The organism is Olivibacter sp. 47, assembly GCF_030372825.1.
GTDB classification, from domain to species: Bacteria; Bacteroidota; Bacteroidia; order Sphingobacteriales; family Sphingobacteriaceae; genus Olivibacter; species Olivibacter oleidegradans.
In genome coordinates this window covers 5094432-5114332 of the sequence record NZ_JAUCNR010000001.1, presented here as the reverse complement: position 1 = coordinate 5114332, position 19901 = coordinate 5094432, and the positions used below count along the sequence as shown (strand labels likewise).

13 protein-coding genes and 2 pseudogenes are annotated in these 19901 nt (G+C 42.9%); 3 read left to right on the top strand and 12 right to left on the bottom strand.

Going from position 1 to position 19901, the window contains the following annotated elements; translation table 11 throughout:
• Positions 1-544: 544 nt before the first annotated feature.
• Entirely contained in the window at positions 545-1330 is a 786-nt protein-coding gene (locus QT327_RS22155) for an O-methyltransferase (protein WP_149105162.1), read from the top strand.
• 74 nt (positions 1331-1404) lie between these two features.
• On the opposite strand, the gene QT327_RS22150 is transcribed toward QT327_RS22155, so the two are convergent.
• From QT327_RS22150 to QT327_RS22130, 5 genes and pseudogenes are all read right to left on the bottom strand, one after another.
• On the bottom strand, positions 1405-2592 hold the full coding sequence (locus tag QT327_RS22150) for a BamA/TamA family outer membrane protein (protein ID WP_013664814.1): 1188 nt from the start codon (positions 2590-2592) through the stop codon (positions 1405-1407).
• A gap of 34 nt (positions 2593-2626) precedes the next feature.
• Positions 2627-3094, bottom strand: a complete 468-nt coding sequence (locus QT327_RS22145; RefSeq protein ID WP_149105161.1) for a fumarate hydratase — start codon at positions 3092-3094, stop codon at positions 2627-2629.
• Between the two features lie 72 nt (positions 3095-3166).
• Positions 3167-4564 (bottom strand): class II fumarate hydratase, encoded by a 1398-nt coding sequence (fumC, locus tag QT327_RS22140; RefSeq protein WP_013664812.1) that lies wholly within the window; start codon positions 4562-4564, stop codon positions 3167-3169.
• 35 nt (positions 4565-4599) lie between these two features.
• Positions 4600-5595 (bottom strand): annotated as a pseudogene (locus tag QT327_RS22135) (DNA gyrase subunit A); the annotation flags it as partial.
• A gap of 628 nt (positions 5596-6223) precedes the next feature.
• On the bottom strand, positions 6224-6439 hold the full coding sequence (locus tag QT327_RS22130) for a hypothetical protein (protein ID WP_130854445.1): 216 nt from the start codon (positions 6437-6439) through the stop codon (positions 6224-6226).
• 372 nt (positions 6440-6811) lie between these two features.
• Between QT327_RS22130 and QT327_RS22125 the strand changes: the two genes are divergently transcribed.
• Entirely contained in the window at positions 6812-8455 is a 1644-nt protein-coding gene (locus QT327_RS22125) for a M28 family metallopeptidase (RefSeq protein ID WP_289554071.1), read from the top strand.
• A 67-nt stretch (positions 8456-8522) separates the two neighbouring features.
• On the opposite strand, the gene QT327_RS22120 is transcribed toward QT327_RS22125, so the two are convergent.
• From QT327_RS22120 to QT327_RS22090, 7 genes and pseudogenes are all read right to left on the bottom strand, one after another.
• The gene (locus tag QT327_RS22120) at positions 8523-9512 is read right to left on the bottom strand and encodes a potassium channel beta subunit family protein (RefSeq protein WP_289554070.1); all 990 of its coding nucleotides are present in this window, start codon (positions 9510-9512) and stop codon (positions 8523-8525) included.
• Positions 9513-9703: 191 nt separating this feature from the next.
• The gene (locus QT327_RS22115; protein WP_013664937.1) at positions 9704-11581 is read right to left on the bottom strand and encodes a RagB/SusD family nutrient uptake outer membrane protein; all 1878 of its coding nucleotides are present in this window, start codon (positions 11579-11581) and stop codon (positions 9704-9706) included.
• Between the two features lie 11 nt (positions 11582-11592).
• Positions 11593-14163: a SusC/RagA family TonB-linked outer membrane protein gene (locus QT327_RS22110; protein ID WP_289554453.1), complete on the bottom strand. Its 2571-nt coding sequence runs from the start codon at positions 14161-14163 to the stop codon at positions 11593-11595.
• A 6-nt stretch (positions 14164-14169) separates the two neighbouring features.
• Positions 14170-14683, bottom strand: a pseudogene (locus QT327_RS22105) (carboxypeptidase-like regulatory domain-containing protein); the annotation flags it as partial.
• 515 nt (positions 14684-15198) lie between these two features.
• Positions 15199-16038 (bottom strand): formyltetrahydrofolate deformylase, encoded by an 840-nt coding sequence (gene purU, locus QT327_RS22100; protein ID WP_130854448.1) that lies wholly within the window; start codon positions 16036-16038, stop codon positions 15199-15201.
• A 4-nt stretch (positions 16039-16042) separates the two neighbouring features.
• A complete protein-coding gene (locus QT327_RS22095) occupies positions 16043-17923 on the bottom strand; it encodes a DNA topoisomerase IV subunit B (protein WP_013664934.1) in 1881 nt (626 codons plus the stop codon).
• A gap of 118 nt (positions 17924-18041) precedes the next feature.
• Positions 18042-18542, bottom strand: a complete 501-nt coding sequence (locus QT327_RS22090) for a cupin domain-containing protein (protein WP_013664933.1) — start codon at positions 18540-18542, stop codon at positions 18042-18044.
• A gap of 167 nt (positions 18543-18709) precedes the next feature.
• Here QT327_RS22090 and QT327_RS22085 point away from each other — a divergent pair, with 167 nt between their 5' ends.
• On the top strand, positions 18710-19858 hold the full coding sequence (locus tag QT327_RS22085; RefSeq protein WP_130854449.1) for an acyl-CoA dehydrogenase: 1149 nt from the start codon (positions 18710-18712) through the stop codon (positions 19856-19858).
• Positions 19859-19901: the final 43 nt, after the last annotated feature.

The window sequence follows — 19901 nt, the reverse complement described above, 5'->3', positions numbered from 1 at the left end:
AAACAGAGCATTTACCGCGGGATAGTGCTTATATTAAAGGAACCTTTTTGTTTTTCTTTTTTTCCGCAAAAAAGAAACAAAAAACTCCTCGCTTGGAACTTTGCTACAACGGTGGTGCATCAACATGCAAACCGCAAATTTCCTAGGCGATACTTTAGCAGAACGTAGGGCTTTTACTTTTAACCGGACGTATTATTTCTTCAGCCCTAAATATAGCCCTGTGCGCTGGCAAAACGGCCTTGGAGGATACCGACGCAACGAGCCGCAAAGCATTTGCATGTCTGTTCATATGGCAATATCCAAGCGGATTGAGGAAGTGAAACGGCTCCAATACGCGCCAGCGATGCTTTGCCATCAGATGCAAGGTAGCCTACACAAGCCTTGATTTATTCACTTTTGTTTGTTTTCAGATGAGTTCATGAGCTCATCGCTCTGCTCTTCGGTTTTGTCGGCTTTTTATCAAGAAAAAGCTGATTAAGAAAAAAGTTCCTTTTCTTTCAAAGAGAAAAGAACAAATATAAAAGCTTTATCTTTGCTGCCGTATATGGCAAACTACCGTTTCTTCATTGATTATCTAATACACAAATTCTCCGCTAAAACACGCCATGGTGTGCATTCTCCATTTGTTTATAAACTTGTTGATGAGGTTATATATGATTTTTCAACTAAACCTTACGAAGAAGAAATCGAAAGAAAGCGGCAAGCGCTAAAGAAGGACACACGAATTATCACGGTAACCGACTATGGTGCCGGTTCGATGATGAATAATGGAAAACAAAAGGCCGTAGGTTTGATTGCGAAGAATGCCTTGAAGCCAAAACGGGTTGCACAGCTTATTGCTCGATTAGCCAACCGCTTTGCACCGGTAACCATTATAGAATTAGGCACTTGCCTAGGAATCACCACTGCCTACCTAGCCAAGGCTAATCCTAATGCCTCCATCACAACAGTAGAGGGTTGCCCGGAGACTGCGGCTGTTGCCCGGCAAACCCTCGATGAGCTTGGTGCGTCGCAGGTCCAACTGAAAATAGGAAACTTTGATATAATCCTACCGCAGCTTATTCAAGAGCAGGAAAAAATTGACTTTCTCTTTTTAGATGGTAATCATCGGAAGGAGGCGACTTTAAATTATTTTTATCATTGCCTACCTAAAGTTCATGAACAGACTGTACTGATCTTTGACGACATTTATTGGAGTGATGGCATGAAAGAGGCTTGGCAGGAAATCAAAAACCACCCACAGGTAACTTTAACAATCGACCTATTTTTCATTGGCTTGGTTTTCTTCAAAAAAGGCCAGGAAAAAGAACATTTTAAGATTAGTTACTAGTAGGCCATCAGTTTTCGGAAATGAGTTATCAGCTTTATTTTTAGCTGATTACCGATTGCTGATAGCCGATCACTCTAAAACGCTTCGCCGAGCGATAAATAAAAGGCTGATTGCCGCGGCTCTCCGGGACGTTTTTCGCCTATACCGTAATCAATCCGGATGCTCGAATTATGTTCCAGATCAAAGAAGTAGCGCAAACCACCACCGAAAGAAGGTTTCAGCGATGAAAAGTCTATCTTTTTATTGTAGACCGTCCCAGCTCCCATAAAGGCCGTAAAACCAATACGTGGATGAACGCGATAGCGCAACTCTGCCTGCGAGGTCATCAATGTCTTGTCTCGGTATCTACCTGGATAATACCCTCGCATGACTTCATCACTTCCTAGCTGCGGAAATAAATAGAATGGCACATTGCCGAAGTATTCATCGTAGGTGGCATGTAGGCCAAGCGTTAACTTCGGTGTTAACGGAAAGAAGGCACGTAAGTCGAAATCCAAGCGACTTCCCTCAAAGTTATTCCCTCCCCAGAAATCAGGCATATAATGATAGACTGCCCGCGCATAGTAGCCCTTGGTAGTGTAGATATTTGTGTTACGGCTATCATACAACTGCGAGATTCCAAAGGCCAGGTATTTTCCACCTTCTTTACCATACAGTGGTGTCCAGTCGTAAATACCACCGGGAGCCTCGTCATTATATTCATAGTTCTCGTAAATCAAGCCGAGACCCACATAATAATTTTTAACAATCTTCTTTTCCCCTTCCAACCTGAGCCTAAACAATCGTTGAACCAAGGAGTCTTTATCTGCTTTTCGAGTTTGATCACCAATTCCATAAAAATTGAATGGAAAATCCTTATACCTTATCTCTGAAATGATATGATAATCATTGCCTTTTGTCCATATATCGGATGTCAATTTAAGATTCGATTGCTTTTTTGTGGTTAACGACCCCTGCAATACAATGCTGGACGTTCGGATGAGCGTATCGCTTTTATCAATATAGAAGTTGTAAATACCGGAAAGTCCATACTCTAGGCCGGTTTCCGGTGCATATCCCAATAAAGGCAACACCACAAAACCAGCTGATCGCGTAGAATCTTTTTCTGACGAGATGAATTTCTGGACCAGTTTACTCTGCATCAATTTGCCGTTCATGAACCTTTGATAGAGTCCGGGCTTCTTCTCCTGTGCGATTATATTGAGAGACGAGAGGCAAAGAATAGCTGTTCCAAGCAGGAACCGTTGAGCTAACATTCTCATAAAAAAACGAGCAAAAAATCTAAAATGTTTAATATCAAAGAGGTTTGGGCACACAGGTAATGTGCTCAATTTTCCTCAGATTAACCGGTGTTTGATAGTATTGGCTTTCGAGGTAAAGCGAGTCGGCCGTATGTTTTACTAACTTAAACCGGGGCAAAAATTGACCGATACGATGGCAGCCCGATAATTTCTGACGCCAGTTACTTCGGGTAAATGTAGATTCTATCAATAAGCTATCATTTCTAACCAGATACACTCCCCTAGCGTATTCTTCCCACTGTCCATCGCCGTAACAAGAATCAACTACCGTTCTTACCTTGCTAAAGGTTTTTAAGGTAATATAGACCGAGTCACAAGTAAACTTAAGACGATATAAACTGTAGGTCAATAGCTGATCTTGGTGGGCTATGGAGTCTTGCACCCACACCCCTTGTAAATAGGGCTCACCCTCTCCCTGTATATTCGGATTAAACTTGCAGGCAGAACAAAGCAATAAGCACATACCTACAAGCGTAAGGTATGTGCTTTTAAATATTAAATAATGATTCCGAGTCCTCATTATCCTTTAGAACCCCTATTTCAAACCACCGATCATATCTTCGGGGCGCACCCATTGATCAAATTGCTCATTGGTAAGTAGCTCGAGTTCTAAGGCCGCTTCGCGCAGCGACTTATTCTCTTTATGGGCCTTCTTCGCAATTTTGGCAGCGTTCTCATAACCGATATGCGGATTCAGGGCCGTAACCAGCATGAGTGAATTTTCCACATGTTTTTTAATACCATCATAGTTCGGCTCAATGCCGATCGCACAGTGATCATTAAAGGAAACGCAAGCTTCACCAATTAATCTCGCCGACTGGAGGAAATTGGCAGCCATTAAAGGCTTAAAGACATTTAGTTCATAATGGCCATTAGCACCTCCTATGGTAATGGCTACGTCATTTCCCATTACCTGTGCAGCGACCATCGTTAGGGCCTCGCACTGGGTAGGGTTCACTTTACCTGGCATAATAGATGAGCCGGGCTCGTTCTCCGGAATAAAGATCTCTCCGATGCCCGAACGCGGCCCGGAAGCTAGCATACGGACGTCATTTGCAATCTTCATAAGGGATACCGCCAGTTGTTTTAATGCGCCGTGACTTTCAACAATGGCATCATGAGCAGCCAGAGCTTCAAATTTATTTTCAGCGGTACGGAAGGGTAATTGCGTAAATTCCGCAATGTATTTGGCAACATTGACATCATACCCTTTCGGTGTATTAATCCCGGTACCTACCGCTGTACCGCCCAATGCCAGCTCAGAAAGGTGCGAAAGTGTATTATTTAAAGCTTTTAATCCGTAATTTAGTTGGGCTACATAGCCTGAAAATTCTTGGCCCAGCGTTAAAGGTGTAGCATCCATTAAGTGGGTACGGCCAATTTTTACAACATCTTTAAATTTATCAGACTTCTCTTTCAGTGTATCCCTAAGTTTTTCAACGCCTGGAATAGTAGTTTCCACCAACATCTTATAAGCTGCGATATGCATCGCTGTCGGATAGGTATCATTCGACGATTGCGACTTGTTTACATCATCATTCGGATGGATAAAAGTTTTTCCTTCTCCCAATTTATTTCCCTGAATAACGTGTGAACGGTTGGCAATCACTTCATTCACGTTCATATTGGATTGTGTCCCGGAACCGGTTTGCCAAATTACCAAAGGAAATTCACCGTCGTGTTTTCCTTCAAGTATCTCATCACAAACCTGCGCTATTAAATCCCGCTTTTCTGCCGGTAACACGCCTGCATCTGTATTGGTAAAAGCTGCGGCTTTCTTTAAGTAAGCAAAAGCGCGGATGATTTCTTTAGGCATCGAACCTTCCGGACCAATTTTAAAATTCTCGTGGGATCTTTCAGTTTGGGCTCCCCAATACTTATCGGCAGGCACCTTCACCTCGCCCATTGTATCGCGTTCAATTCTATATGACATGTTTATACGTTATGATATTGTTATTCCAATCACCGACTCATAAAATGTGGCTTATCATCACGAATGACACAGGTATTCGGTGATATAGAAACTTCGCAATCAGTAAAGGCATAAAGCGCATCAATTGTTACATCCGGAGAAATCCCGGGGGCTAAATGCACTACAATTTCCACTGTTGCGGCTGTATTATCTTCTATTTTTTTGATTTTAATTTTACCTTTATCGTTTGCAGCGATTACGCTATCGATCAAACCTCCGGTTGTAGTTCCATAAGGGATTTCAGTAATAGCTAGGGTCTTTTTGTCGCGCTCTTCAATGCGTGCTCTCACTTTTACCTTTCCACCGCGCATGCCTTCGTTATAGGCGGAGACGTCAGCCAATCCACCTGTCGGAAAATCCGGCACAAGGTTGGGGCGTCCGCCACGAAGAACTTCAATCGATCCATCCAGCAATTCTACAAAGTTATGAGGCATAATTTTCGTAGCCAAACCAACCGCAATACCTTCAGCACCTTGAGCTAATAATAGGGGGAATTTAACCGGTAAGGTAACCGGTTCACGATTTCGACCATCATAACTTAATTGCCACTCGGTGGTATCCGGGTTGAAAACAACGTCATTGGCAAATTTACTCAGACGTCCTTCTATATAACGAGGCGCTGCTGCAGAATCACCCGTTGTAGGATCCCCCCAGTTCCCCTGACAGTCGATGAGCAGATTTTTCTGCCCGATCTGAACCATGGCATCACCAATTGAGGCATCGCCATGTGGATGGTATTTCATGGTATTACCGATCACATTGGCGGCCTTGTTAAAGCGCCCGTCATCCATTTCTTTTAATGAATGGAGAATACGACGTTGTACCGGCTTTAAACCGTCGTTGATATGCGGCACCGCCCGATCAAGTATGACATACGAAGCATAATCCAAAAACCAATTCTCGTACAAACCGGATATTGGAATCGTTTGGTTATGGCTTAGAGCCTCGTCGTTATTTCCTGAAAGTTCGTTATTGTCTGTTTCTTCGCTCATTTTTTTATAGCCTTTAGGTATTAGCTTTTAGCAATTTGCTTACTATTTCCGATGCCATTTTTTGTCATTGTGACGGTAATAACTCCTTAAAGCTATTCATGACATCATTAAGCGCCGTAAAAATACTAAACATTTTGGTATTTAAGAGAGGAATTATGGGTAGCAAGTTCAGCATTTCAAAAGGAACTTTTATTTAGTTACTTTTATTCGTTATTGTTTGTTTTAAAAGGCACTCATGCTACTTCGTGGTTTTTTTTCGCTAATTCATTCTTTTTAAAGGAGCTCAAGCTTTTTCAAGGTCCGTAAAAGGTAACCAAAACCGACCGTAGGAAGCTCATGAACACCTTTAAAATAAGCAATGTGTGAATAAACTCATCGCTTGGAACTTTGCTACAGACAGACGTAAAATCATATCCGTCCAAAACGTTAAATAATAATAGGAAATATGGGAGCTCCGTTGGTCGGTTTACTTAAAAAATAGAACGATTATTTTAACTTCTTTCTTTCTCCGCGAAATAAAGAAGCAAAGAAAGCTCGCCGCTTTAAAATTTACAGGAACGGATCGTGCCTCCTCGTGCTATTTGTAAATTTTGGAGGCGGCATTTTTTAGAACGTAGGGCTTTTACTTTTAACCGGACGTATTATTATCTTCAGCCCTAATATAGCCCTGCGCGTGGGTAAAATGGCCTTGGAGGATACCGAAGCAACGAGCAGCAAAGCATTTGCATCGCTGATCATGTTGCACTACCCAAGCGGATTGAGGAAGTGAAACGGCTCCAATACGCGCCATGAATGCTTTGCCATCAGATGCAAGGTAGCCTACACACGCCTTGATTTTGCTCAACTTTTATCAAGAAAAGTTGAATAAAATAATCGTTCCTTTAATATAAACAATTCATCTATGTGTTAAATTGATCCCTGTTTTAGGTTAGAAAGCCGATAGTCATATTAAATTTATACCAACACCCAGGGATACTTTTGCTTTCCCAATAAAAAATAGAGCCTCTTATAGCCGAAAACCTCCTCTTTTTTGTCCAGAAAATTTATTTTGGACAGGTGTGACGTAAAATAAAATTGACTAAAATAAACGTTTTTAATGCAAACACCATCGTAATGCTAAAAGCGAAACGCCTGTTTTAGTAAAAAAGCCAATAATCACATTCCTTTATTTGTATCCTATGCCCGAATGGGTTAAATTTAAATTTTATTTTACGACATGAAGAAAACTGTATACGCATTAGCGCTTATTATTCCCTCTTTATTCGCTTGTAACAGCGGAGAAAAAGGGGCTGGTACAACCGATTCAGCGGCTTTTAAACAAATCGATGAAGCAAGTCTTGCACAATATGTGAAGGATTTATCGAGCGATAGCCTCGAAGGTAGAAAACCATTTACCAAGGGAGAAGAAAAGACCATCCAGTATATCAAACGGACTTTTGAAGACATAGGCCTCGAACCGGGGAATAAGGATAGTTATTTCCAGGAAGTGCCTATGGTGGAAATTAAATCAAATCCGAAAGCCATTCTGTCCTTTACGGGATCCAAAGGGAAAGTAGATTTTAAATTGCTAGACGAAGTTGTTTTAGGTAGTCGAAGAGTTCAGCCTGCTATTGAAGTTAAAAGCTCGGATGTGGTATTCGCCGGATTCGGTATCGTTGCTCCGGAGTTCAACTGGAATGATTATGCAGGACTCGATGTAAAAGGAAAAACAGTTGTGGTCATGGTAAATGATCCCGGATTTTACAACAAGGACCTATTCAAAGGAGAAACGATGACTTATTACGGTCGTTGGACTTATAAATTCGAAGAAGCGGCCCGGCAAGGTGCGACAGGCGTGTTGATTATTCATAATACAGAAGCTGCAAGTTACGGGTGGAACGTGGTAAGAAGCGGCTGGAGTGGACCGCAGCTCAATCTACAAACCGAAGACAATGGCGCTTCGAGATGTGCTTTTGAAGGTTGGTTAACTGCCGATGCCACCAAAAGGCTATTTGAACTTGCCGGCGTGTCCATGGATGTTTTGGAGCAAGCTAAAAAGCCGGGGTTCAAGGCGGTAGACTTAAAGCTAACGACAGGCACCACCATTACGCAAGAAACGAAAAAGTCCATGTCCAATAATGTAGTAGCAAAATTAAAAGGAAGTAAACGTCCGGATGAATACATTATATACTCGGCACATTGGGATCACCTAGGCATCGGAGAGGCCATCGAAGGCGATTCTATTTATAACGGTGCGGTTGATAACGCCACCGGCGTAGCAGGTCTATTTGAGATTGCAAAAGCCTTTAAAGCTGCAAAGACAGCTCCTGAGCGTTCGGTACTTTTTATTGCTTTGACAGGCGAGGAAGAGGGATTATTGGGATCCGAGTTTTACGCAACCCATCCGATTTATCCATTGGCAAAGACAGTAGCCAACATTAATATGGATGCTTTAGCACCCATTGGCAGGACTAAAGATCTCATTGTAACCGGGCTCGGACAATCGGAAATGGACGACTATGCGGCAGTTGCAGCAAAAAAACAGGGAAGAACAATTAAACCGGATTCGAATCCATCTGCCGGACATTTCTTCCGTTCAGATCATTTCAATTTTGCAAAGGTTGGTATACCCGCATTATATCCAAGTACCGGCGATGATGTATTAGGAAAGGGCGAAGAATTTGGTTTAGCACAAAAAGAAGCATATAATGAAAAACGCTATCATCAACCTGCTGACGAATTCGATGACGCATGGAAGTTGGATGGTATGGTAGAAGATTTACGCTTATTCTTTGATGTGGGCTATACGCTGACTCAGGAAAGCAGCTTTCCAAAATGGAAAGAGGGCTCGGAATTCAAAGCGGCCGGTGAGAAACGCTAATTGCGTGTTGCCAGTTATGGGTTGAAAGCTTTCGGAAACTTGTAACCCCGTAACTGGCAACTTATACTTAATATTCCGGCAATAGCGGTGCCGTTCCCATAATATCATCAATTTTCGCCAATAACTCAGGTGTTAATTTTGGAAGGATTTCCAAGGCCTTTAGATTTTCTTGAAGCTGGCTATCCTTTGTTGCACCAAGAATCGCGGTTGTCACATTTGAATTCGTAAGCGTCCAAGCAATGGAAAGAGTTGCCAAACTGGCCCCTAATTCATCGGCTACCTTTTTCAGGTTCTTCACAGCTCCGAGCTTTTGATCCGTATAGGACTTATCTTTCAGCCATTCGTAGCCTTCCAGTACCAAACGTGACCCCTCCGGAATGCCTTCATTGTACTTCCCGGTTAATAGCCCCGAAGCCAAGGGGCTCCAGATGGTAGTTCCCATGCCAAGATTACGGAAAATAGGCAAATAATCAACCTCTATTTTTTGTCGATGGAATAAGTTGTACTCAGGCTGCTCAGCTGCCGGCGGTTCCAAGTTCAATTTGGCAGCAACGGCATGGGCCTCTACAATTTCCGCAGCGCTCCATTCACTGGTACCCCAATAGAGAACCTTCCCCTGCTGAATTAATGTGTTCATAGTACGAACCACTTCTTCCATCGGTGTATTTTTATCAGGACGATGGCAATAATAGAGATCAAGGTACTCAACCTGTAAACGTTGCAAGGCTTCGTGACAAGCTTCCACGATATGCTTGCGACTTAATCCATACTGATTTGGCTTTTTATCGGGTCCTTTCCAGCCGAAGAAGACTTTACTGGAGACAACATAGGAAGAGCGCTCCCAGCTTTTTGCTTTTAACACCCTTCCCATCATTCTTTCTGATTCACCTCGTGAGTAAACTTCCGCATTATCAAAAAAATTAATCCCGGCGTCATAAGCGATACCCATTAGACGGTCACTTAAGGTATCATCCACTTGCCGCGCAAAAGTTACCCAAGAACCAAAGGACAATGCACTGAGCTGTAAACCTGTGCGCCCCATTCTTCTATATTCCATACTGTTATTGTTAACTGATTTCTGTAAAACTAATGAATGGCCGTAAAAGTTTTGAAAAAAACGGAAATGATGACAGGAAGCTGATTCGTTAGTAGAGAAATAGTTGAATGGGGAACTAAGCGTTTAAAAAAAATCACCCAGCCGAATAGTGACTGGGTGATCCATTTTCCGAGGTCTCTTTTCGTTAAAAATTAGTACCCTGGATTCTGTACTAGCTTTGCATTTCGATTCATTTCGTCGCGATGGATACTAATAAAGTACATTTTATCTAACCATTGGCGGTTTTCGATACCGGGATCGAGCTCCGAGGGCGTATACGTGTAATTATAATTTTCGGGGTCGTACTTATAAACACGCACCTGCTTACCATCTTTCAGCGTTCCAAATATGCGGATGATTCTGATTTTGTTTCCTAAAGTTGTAGGCGCAATCATCCATCTTCTCGCATCAAAGAAGCGATGTTCTTCGTAGGCTAACTCTACCCGTCTTTCATTTCTATAACGTTGCCGCAGTGCATCACCGGATTCGGTTACTGCCGGCATGCCTGCACGGAAACGAATTTTATTTAACCAGTTACGCGCCTCTCCATCTTCGCCCAATTCTATACAGGCTTCTACGTAGTTTAATACGGCTTCTGTGTACTTCAATACCGGCCAGGGGATAAATTGACGCGTGTTTTGGTCAACCACAGCCGGATCCGGATCGGTAAATTTGCGGAAGTAATAACCGGTATGCGTGCCGTTCCAATCTTCAATTGGACTGTTTCTGGTATCCAATCCATATTGCGTCACCACTTGTCCGGAAGCATTAGTTACCTGATACTGCCCTGTCTGTATCTGATTATTAGGGTCGCGTCCTTTCACATCATCCGTACGTGGTTTCCAATCCGATCCATCGTGTAAAATGGTGGCATACATTCTGGGATCCCTATTTTGGTAAGGGGCGGCTTTATGTACGGGGTTATCCCAACTAAAGCGCGAGCCATCGATCATCTCGTAATCGTCTACCAAATTCTGTATTGGCGTATTTCCTGCCCAGTTATGATAACCATTCGGTCCATTATTTCTTCCGAGCCAGTTACCTGCCTCGTCTTTCAGGTCGACGAAAAAGCGTCCCAATAGTATTTCTCGTCCACCATCTCCCGCAACGGCCCTGCTACCACCCCCCAACGACAACACCATGTAGTTTTCCGTTCCTTCTTCCGGACTAACGGGACCCGTTAAGTCCATTTTATAGGCAAATGCCGACTGGTCCACTACGGCCTTTGCAGCATCTTTCGCTTTTTGCCAGCGCTCCATCCGATTTCCACTTACATAGCCCAAGTATTCCTTATTACTATAACCTGCTATGGTTGGGGATTTAGCGGAGGCCGTAGGTATATCATGTAAATCGCTCGCAGCATATACCAGTACTCGAGCCTTCAATGCCATCGCCGCCACATTGGTTGCCCTACCCGTGCTCGCTGTGAGCCCGTTCAATAAATTAATCGCCGTATCACAATCCGCTACGATGAAATTGACGCATTCCTCATACGTATTACGAGGAACGGTATAATCTGCTTCCCCTAATTCATAAGGACGATTAATGAGTGGCACTGCTCCATAAAAACGAAGCAATTGCTGATAATAATAGGCTCTTAAAAAGTGTGCTTCTCCCTTTAAACGCTCTACCAGGTTATTAGTATTTTCAAACTGTGGCGTCGCTAGATTTTTCAAGGCAATATTGGTTGCCCGGATGCGCATGTAGAGCGAATCCCATAGATACGTTCTCTTGATCATCCCTTGATCAGCGGGGTTTGAACGAGATTCTGTAATGGTATTTATTCCTCTTCCAGGATGGGTAAACATCGATTCGTCGGTCATGGACGACTGCATTTCTTCTTCAAAGCCCCCCTGCCCGATTCCATTATACATCTCAAGGATAAATGCTTCTGCCAGACCGGCATCACTCCATACCACTTGTTGAGGCACTTCGGTCATCGGCTCCGTGTTCAAAAAATCAGTTTTACAGGAGACTATTCCCAGTAAAAACAAGGCTATAACACCTAATATTCTATATGACTTCTTCATGATTTCTTTCATTAAAAGGTTACCGCCAATCCTGTATTAATAATGCGTGATTGCGGATAATACTGTCCCAATACGTTGGTTGATTCCGGATCATAAGCCTTCATTTTACTGAAGGTTAGCAAATTGAATCCACTTACGTATACCCTCAGGTTACTGATCCCTATTTTTTCGCCGATTGTGGTTGGCAGGGTATAGCCTAATTCCAGATTCTTCAAGCGGATATAGTTAGTGCTTTGCAACCAATAGGTATTGTTATAGGAATAGTATTGATCGCTCCGATCTGTAATGCGTGGATGTTCGCTGCTTGGGTTGTCAACCGTCCACCTGTTTTCGTAAAATTCCAATAAGTAGTTCCCGATGGCCCCCGATTCGTCCGAACCAACCCGGAGTTCACCACCCATAGCACCTTGGAATAAGATAGTCAGGTCGAAGTTTTTATATTGCATACCAATATTCAAACCACCCTGAAAAGTAGGCTGTCTATTCTTATCACGCCGAACACGGTCGTCCGGTGTAATTTTTCCATCTCCGTCAAAATCTTGATACTTCATGTCCCCCGGACGTAGGTTATTGGTAATCGCGCTATAATCCAATGTATTAGCCGCAATATCAGCCTCATCGCGGAACACACCGTCATAAATATAATATAGTTGAGCATCTGTTACCCTTCCCGTTGTACGCTGCCATTCAGGTGCCCCCGGTGCTTCGTCCCAAAACTTGATTTTGTTTTTGGTATAACCTCCATTGACGTTAATGTTATACTTAAAATCTCCTGCTGCACCATTATAACCAATATTGAACTCCCATCCTTTGTTATCCACTTTTCCGATATTTTCAGCAGGTAGTGTCATACCGGTACTTTGCGGTATCGAAGCATTTCGCTGCCATAAAATATTCGAACGTTTATTCATAAATACATCAAACTCAAAATTGATCTTACCATCGAGGAGCTGACCGTCCAAACCTAAGTTATAATTATCAGCAACTTCCCATGTTACCATTGTGTTAGGAACACGCGATTCATATAATGATTTAACCAATAAACCATCAACGATATAGGTGCCGTATCCATAGGTTGAGTAATACTGGTATTCTTGCAATCTAGCGTCATCCTCCAGGTATTGCCCTTCTGCGTAGTTATTTTTGAAGTATATATTATCATTACCCATTCGACCCCATGACCCGCGCAGCTTTAAATAGTTGATGAAAGAAATATTCTCTTTCCAGAAATTCTCTTCTGAGATTCGCCAACCTGCGAGAACACCCGGGAAGAAGCCGAAACGACTGTTTTCCGGGAACATATAAGAGCCATCGTATCGCCATAGAAATTCAGCAATATATTTTTCCTTATAGTTATATCCTACCCTACCAAAATAATTCAGTCTTGCGCGTTTCCAGGCTCCGCCGTTGTTATTCTTTTCGCGCTCTCCACCTGCGATCAGCTGATCAATAGCGGTTGAAATAAAATAACGTCTGTAGGCATTGAAGTTTTCGTTATCGATCGTTTCGCGGTTCACCCCAGCCATTACATTAAAGGTGTGATCACCGAAAGAGCGGTCGTAATTTAAGACACCACCAAGGAGAATGTTTAATTGATCTTCGTTTGCCTGTGTCAAGCGAGGATCGGCAGGGCCACGTCTACCACGCACCAGTTGCGGTGTTACCCCATCGTCTTCATATGCTCCTTGCCAAGTATAAAGATTCCAGGGAGTCTCCCATTTCTTCGATTGCTTGATATATTTATCAATGGCCGCCGTACCTGTAAATTTCAACCCTTCAATCCAAGGGAAGGTAATATCGACCTGGCCATTCGTTTGAAAAAAGTACTGTTTATTATTGTCGTAACCGGTTTGGTCGGTTGTGATCACTACGGGATTCTCTCCGTTTTCTATATCAGGACCGGGTAAACCATTTGGCCAAAAGGCAGGCATGGTAGGATTACCACGCATCAACATCCTGAAAATAGTTCCAGCGGACTTGGTTGGGTAATTCCTGTTTTCCTGACGTCCCAATACACCGATTTTCGTTGTCACATACTTACTGATTGTTGCGTCGAGGTTGATCCGCAGATCATATTGCTTATAGCCAGTAGCTGAATTTTTGTAGTAACCATCTTGATTTTGATAACCGATGGACGTTAAATATTTAAAGTTATCAGAACCACCGGTCAACTGTACATTATGTCTTGCCTGAGGCGACCAATTTTTCAGCGTAGCATCGTACCAATCGGTATTGGGATGCCCCCATGGGTCGGACCCATCTTTGAATTTTTCGAAATCTGCCGGAAGAAATGGTGCGGTAAGAACCGATCCGTTGGAGCGCGTGTAGGAGCCTGTTTCTCTAAAGGCGCTGTTTGCTGCCTGCCATTCGTTCACAGGAAGTTTAAAAACCTCCAGTTCATTCCGCATTTCGGCATACTGCGCAGCGTCTGCCAATTCGGGGATCACCGTTGGTTGCGCAAAGCCTTGATTGTAGGTATAAGATAGAAGAGGTCGGCCGGACTTACCTCTTTTGGTTGTTACTAGTATGACCCCGTTAGCAGCACGAGCACCATAAATAGCTGCTGCAGCATCTTTCAACACCGAAATGTTATCTATATCTGCCGGATTCAGCCGTTCAATCCCCCCCTTGTCTTGCCGGTATGCCGTCAATAACAATGAGCGGGCTACTATTTCCCAAGGTATTTGTTCCCCGGATCTTAATGTTAGAACCATCACCTCCCGGCTCGCCGCTGCTTTGAGTTGCGATGACACCAGGCATTCTACCTGCCAATGAATTTGAGACATTGAGCGAAGGTGACTTGACCAATTCTTCACTTTTTACTGATACGACCGAACCGGTAACGGTTTCTTTCTTTTGTGTTCCATAACCCACCACCACGACCTCGTCGAGATTGGCAATATCGTCCTGAAGGGTGACGGTTATTGATTTGCGGTTATTTACGGGCTCTTCCAGTGTTTTATAGCCCACCATGGTAAAAACCAAGGTAGCATTAGCCGGCACCCCCTCTAAGCTAAATTTCCCGTCGACATCGGTAGTTGTTCCTTTTTGTGAGCCCTTTACCAATACACTTACACCGGGTATTCCCTCGTTGCCTGTCATGGAATTGACTTTTCCGGTGATTGTTGATTGTTGCTTAACGGCCGAGAGATTATCCTTAACTTCCCTCGCTAGCCAATTGGTTTTTGCCAAAGCTTCATAAGGTGCGTGAAATCCCGCTACCAAAAGAGCCCCGCATAATACACGCTTAAAATCACTTCGATTTAAGTTCATAATAGCTGGTTTGTTTATAATGTTAAAAGTCTATAATTGTACTAATCACAATTATTCCGCGCGACTAGTAGAATCATATGTTAGTTTATTGGTTTTTGTAAATTCTAATAAAGTTCTAATTCGGTTGCCGTAAACATAAACAATGATCCTATAGGATGCAAGAAAAAATTAGAAATTGTGTATAAGTTACAATAAGTAGTAAAGAAGTATTTTTACTTATGGAAAAAAGAGAAACGTCCTGTTCGAGGGATTGGAAAATATCTACAAAAAAAAGCGATTCGTGGATGAATCACTTTGCAGAAAGGAGGGCCTTTGGCTTACATAAGGCGCACCTTAACAATTAATTACTCAAAAACAACCGTTTTATTACCGGTTACAAAGACTCTGTCCTCGATAATCAACGACAGTGCTTTACTTAAAACCGCCTTTTCTATTTCTTTTCCTGCTTTGCGCATATCGTCAGCTGTATACGTATGGTTGACCGGTTTTACGTCTTGTGCAATAATCGGTCCTTCATCCAGATCGTCTGTTACAAAATGGGCCGTAGCACCGATAATTTTTACCCCGCGGGTATATGCTTGCTGATAGGGGTTCGCTCCAATGAAGGCCGGTAAGAAGGAATGATGAATGTTGATGATCTTTCCTTGATAATGCGCGATAAAAACAGGTGATAAAATGCGCATGAACTTGGCTAATACAACATAATCCGGACTGTAGCTATAAATTGTTTTATGCAGCTCCTTTTCAAATTCATCCTTTGTTTTCCCTTCATGGCTTACAAAGTGATAAGGTACATTAAAACGCTCGGTAAAAGACCGCAGGTGATCGTAATTTCCGATAACGCAACAGACATCGGCACCCAGTGTATTGAAAAAATAGCGCACCAGTGTATCGCCCAAGCAGTGCGGTTCTTTGGTGACCAGTATGGCAAGGCGCTTCTGTTTTGGCGGATTCACCTTTACAGAAGCACCTTTAGGTAGGATCATCAATAACTCCTGCATTAATTTTTCAGGGTCAACGGCCTTTCCCATGCAAACGATGCGCGAAAAAAAACGTTTGGTACTTTCGTCCACATACTCACGCATGGTAGTTATATTCAAACCATATTTTGCTACGACGTGTGCGATGGACGAAACTAAACCGACCGCATCGGTACAGTGAACAAGTATCAGGGTCTGTTCCATTTCGTTAAACCGCTGCCTTCAATTCATCGGCAAGCTTAGCGGCCGCAGCCTCTTCTTCTAAAACATCCTGCTCGATACGTAGGTTGTTCACGATATGTTTTTGCCGATCCGGCGTATTTTTACCCATATAGTATTCAAGCAATTGCTGAATTTTCTGATCTTTGGACAAGATCACAGGATCTAAGCGCATGTCTTTACCAATGAAAAGACCAAACTCATCGGGCGAAATCTCTCCCAATCCTTTAAATCGGGTAATTTCCGGCTTGCCACCTAATTTTATAATCGCCCGTTGACGCTCTTCATCACTATAGCAATAGATCGTTTCCTTTTTGTTTCTCACCCGGAATAAAGGGGTTTGCAAAATAGAAACATGTCCTGCCTTTACCAAATCAGGAAAAAATTGCAGGAAAAAGGTCATTAACAATAGGCGTATGTGCATTCCGTCAACATCTGCATCTGTTGCAATCACAATATTATTGTAGCGGAGACCGTCTATACCATCCTCAATATTCAGGGCATGTTGGAGTAAATTAAACTCTTCGTTCTCATACACCACCTTTTTCGTTAGCCCAAAGGCGTTCAAGGGCTTCCCCTTCAAACTAAATACCGCTTGTGTTTGTACGTCCCTGGATTTGGTAATAGAACCACTGGCAGAATCACCTTCGGTTATAAATAAGGTAGTTTCCTGATTACGCTCGTTTTTATCGTCATAGTGAATCTTACAGTCGCGTAACTTTCTATTATGCAGGGAGGCTTTTTTTGCCCGCTCGTTGGCCAATTTCTTGATGCCGGCTATGTCCTTACGTTCCCGTTCAGATTGTAGAATACGCTTCAATAAAGCGTCCGCCGTATCGGGATGTTTGTGCAAGTAATCGTCCAGCGATTTCTTTACAAAGTCGTTAATAAAGGTGCGCACGGTTGGTCCATCGGGGCCGATACTTTGCGATCCCAGTTTAGTTTTCGTTTGCGATTCAAAAACAGGTTCCTGCACTTTGATGGCAATGGCCCCAATTACGGAAGCCCTGATATCCGATGCATCAAATTCCTTTTTATAGAACTCACGTACGGTTTTCACGACAGCCTCTCTGAAGGCAGCCTGATGCGTACCCCCTTGCGTAGTATGCTGCCCATTTACGAAAGAGTAATACTCTTCTCCATATTGTTGCCCATGTGTCAACGCGATCTCAATATCCTCTCCCTTTAAGTGAATAATGGGATAGCGCATACCTTCCACATCAATATTACGCTCTAATAAGTCGCGCAAGCCATTTTCCGAAACAAATTTTTGTCCGTTGAAATTTACCGTCAATCCCGTGTTCAGGAACACGTAATTCCAAATCATATTTTCAACGAACTCGGGCCTATATTTATAGTTTCTAAAGATGCTATCGTCTGGAACAAAGGTGACCGCGGTGCCATTGCGCTGCGTGGTTTCTTTTTCCTCATCTTTCAAGAGTTCTCCTTTGCTGAATTCAGCAATACGCGTACGACCCGCTCGATACGATTGTACGACAAAGGATGAAGAGAGCGCGTTGACTGCTTTCGTACCGACTCCGTTTAGTCCCACCGATTTTTGAAAAGCTTTGCTATCATATTTTCCACCTGTATTGATCTTGGAGACAACATCAACCACACTTCCGATCGGAATACCACGACCGTAATCGCGTACGGAGACTTTTAACTCACTGACACTGATATCGATTGTTTTTCCCGCCCCCATTACAAATTCATCAATGGAGTTATCAACCACTTCTTTCAAAAGCACATAAATTCCATCATCGTATGCTGATCCATCGCCCAACTTACCGATATACATACCTGGCCGCAACCGGATATGTTCTTTCCAATCGAGCGAGCGTATACTGTCTTCGTTGTAATTTGTCATATTTTAGTTATCAGTTATCCGCAACCAGCCATCAGCTGTATTACTTCATTACTTTATTGACTACTAAATATCAATCGACCATTGGCTAATAATTACATAGCTCATTGGCTAATTGTACCTATCTTCCAAAATCATCTTGCACCCGTACGATATCATCTTCATCCGAAGGATTATCGATATCTGTATGTTGCCATATTTCTGCCAACACACCCCATCCGTCTAAGCCTACCAAACGATGGCGCTCTCCTTTTTCAAGCTTGATGACATCACCGGGATGTTTTGTCTTCACTTCATTCTCCACGTCTGTATCACTTATTACCACACCAACGTCTCCTTTAACAACTTGCCATATCTCCGCACGGCGGTGATGGTATTGCCATGACAAACGTTTTTGTGGTGCTACAACTAATATTTTTGGACTTAATTTTCCTGATATTTTTAGGTCTTGCACATTCAGCCCGTTGAAGTATGTATCTGCAAACTGTTGCGCCTGGTTCTCGTCGATCACAAAAAAACCACCCCATGGACGTGTCTGATCCTGTTTATCGATGTGAAAACCCTGTTTTTTAAGTGTTTCTTCTATTTCGGCAAAAATTTCCTGTTTAGCTATGTCTGTCATGGTTCTTATTTTTTGCTAAGATAATGAGTTTTTTTGAATTCAAAGGTTATCTTCCCTACACCCCAGGTTAAGGTTTGCGTCTTAATTCGTTTTGCTCGTATTCGTATTTCAAAAATATTATGCTTGCATAATAAAAAATCAGTAAATTTGGAACAAACCCTAGCATTATGAATTTCGAATTAACTGAAGAACAATTGCTTATCAGAGACGCAGCACGCGATTTTGCTCAAACTGAACTAAAACCCGGTGTAATAGAACGTGATGAAAAACAACAATTTCCAGCAGACCAAGTCAAAAAACTTGGCGAATTAGGTTTTCTTGGGATGATGACCGATCCTGCCTATAATGGGGCAGGACTTGATACAGTCTCTTATGTGCTCGTTATGGAAGAATTGTCTAAAATTGATGCATCGACTTCCGTTGTCGTATCAGTAAACAATTCCCTGGTATGTTACGGCTTAGAGAAATTCGGATCAGAAGAGCAGAAAGAAAAATACCTAAAGCCACTGGCTGCGGGAACACAGATCGGTGCTTTTTGTCTCTCCGAGCCCGAAGCCGGCTCGGATGCCACTTCGCAAAAAACGATTGCGGAAGATAAGGGAGACTACTACCTACTTAACGGAACTAAAAATTGGATTACCAATGGGAGCAACGCTGCTGTGTATCTCGTAATCGCACAAACACACCCCAACCTTGGGCATCGCGGGATCAACGCTTTCATCGTAGAAAAAGATTCCCCTGGATTCACAATTGGGCCCAAGGAAAATAAGCTGGGAATACGGGGCTCAGACACCCATTCCTTACAATTTTCGGATGTCAAAGTACCAAAGGAAAACAGAATTGGAGCAGACGGTTTTGGCTTTAAATTCGCCATGAAAACGTTAGAAGGCGGCCGAATCGGCATAGCAGCGCAGGCATTAGGTATTGCCTCCGGTGCTTACGAGCTAGCGCTCAAATACGCAAAGGAAAGAACAACCTTTGGAAAACCCATTGCCGAGCATCAAGCCATTCAATTCAAGTTGGCAGACATGTATACGCAAATAGAAGCTGCACGTTTGTTGTGCCTGAAGGCCGCATGGCTGAAAGATCAGCATCAACCCTATGCGGAAGCTGCGGCGGTGGCTAAACTTTTTGCCTCTGATACGGCCATGCGCATAACCGTAGAAGCGGTACAGATTCATGGAGGCTATGGTTTTGTGAAGGAATATCATGTTGAGCGGCTCATGCGCGATGCCAAGATAACGCAAATCTATGAGGGCACCTCAGAAATCCAGCGTATGGTGATTGCTCGGTCTATATTAAAAGAGGGCTTTTAGTATCACTTCTAATAATAAGCGAAAGATTAGTATTTTAGCGGCA

What these genes read in the sequence shown, in the direction of transcription:
- QT327_RS22155 (WP_149105162.1), top strand. Translation starts at nt 545, where the DNA reads ATGGCAAACTACCGTTTCTTCATTGATTATCTAATACACAAATTCTCC.
- QT327_RS22150 (WP_013664814.1), bottom strand. Translation starts at nt 2,592, where the DNA reads ATGAGAATGTTAGCTCAACGGTTCCTGCTTGGAACAGCTATTCTTTGC.
- QT327_RS22145 (WP_149105161.1), bottom strand. Translation starts at nt 3,094, where the DNA reads ATGTGCTTATTGCTTTGTTCTGCCTGCAAGTTTAATCCGAATATACAG.
- fumC (WP_013664812.1), bottom strand. Translation starts at nt 4,564, where the DNA reads ATGTCATATAGAATTGAACGCGATACAATGGGCGAGGTGAAGGTGCCT.
- QT327_RS22125 (WP_289554071.1), top strand. Translation starts at nt 6,812, where the DNA reads ATGAAGAAAACTGTATACGCATTAGCGCTTATTATTCCCTCTTTATTC.
- QT327_RS22120 (WP_289554070.1), bottom strand. Translation starts at nt 9,512, where the DNA reads ATGGAATATAGAAGAATGGGGCGCACAGGTTTACAGCTCAGTGCATTG.
- QT327_RS22115 (WP_013664937.1), bottom strand. Translation starts at nt 11,581, where the DNA reads ATGAAGAAGTCATATAGAATATTAGGTGTTATAGCCTTGTTTTTACTG.
- purU (WP_130854448.1), bottom strand. Translation starts at nt 16,038, where the DNA reads ATGGAACAGACCCTGATACTTGTTCACTGTACCGATGCGGTCGGTTTA.
- QT327_RS22095 (WP_013664934.1), bottom strand. Translation starts at nt 17,923, where the DNA reads ATGACAAATTACAACGAAGACAGTATACGCTCGCTCGATTGGAAAGAA.
- QT327_RS22090 (WP_013664933.1), bottom strand. Translation starts at nt 18,542, where the DNA reads ATGACAGACATAGCTAAACAGGAAATTTTTGCCGAAATAGAAGAAACA.
- QT327_RS22085 (WP_130854449.1), top strand. Translation starts at nt 18,710, where the DNA reads ATGAATTTCGAATTAACTGAAGAACAATTGCTTATCAGAGACGCAGCA.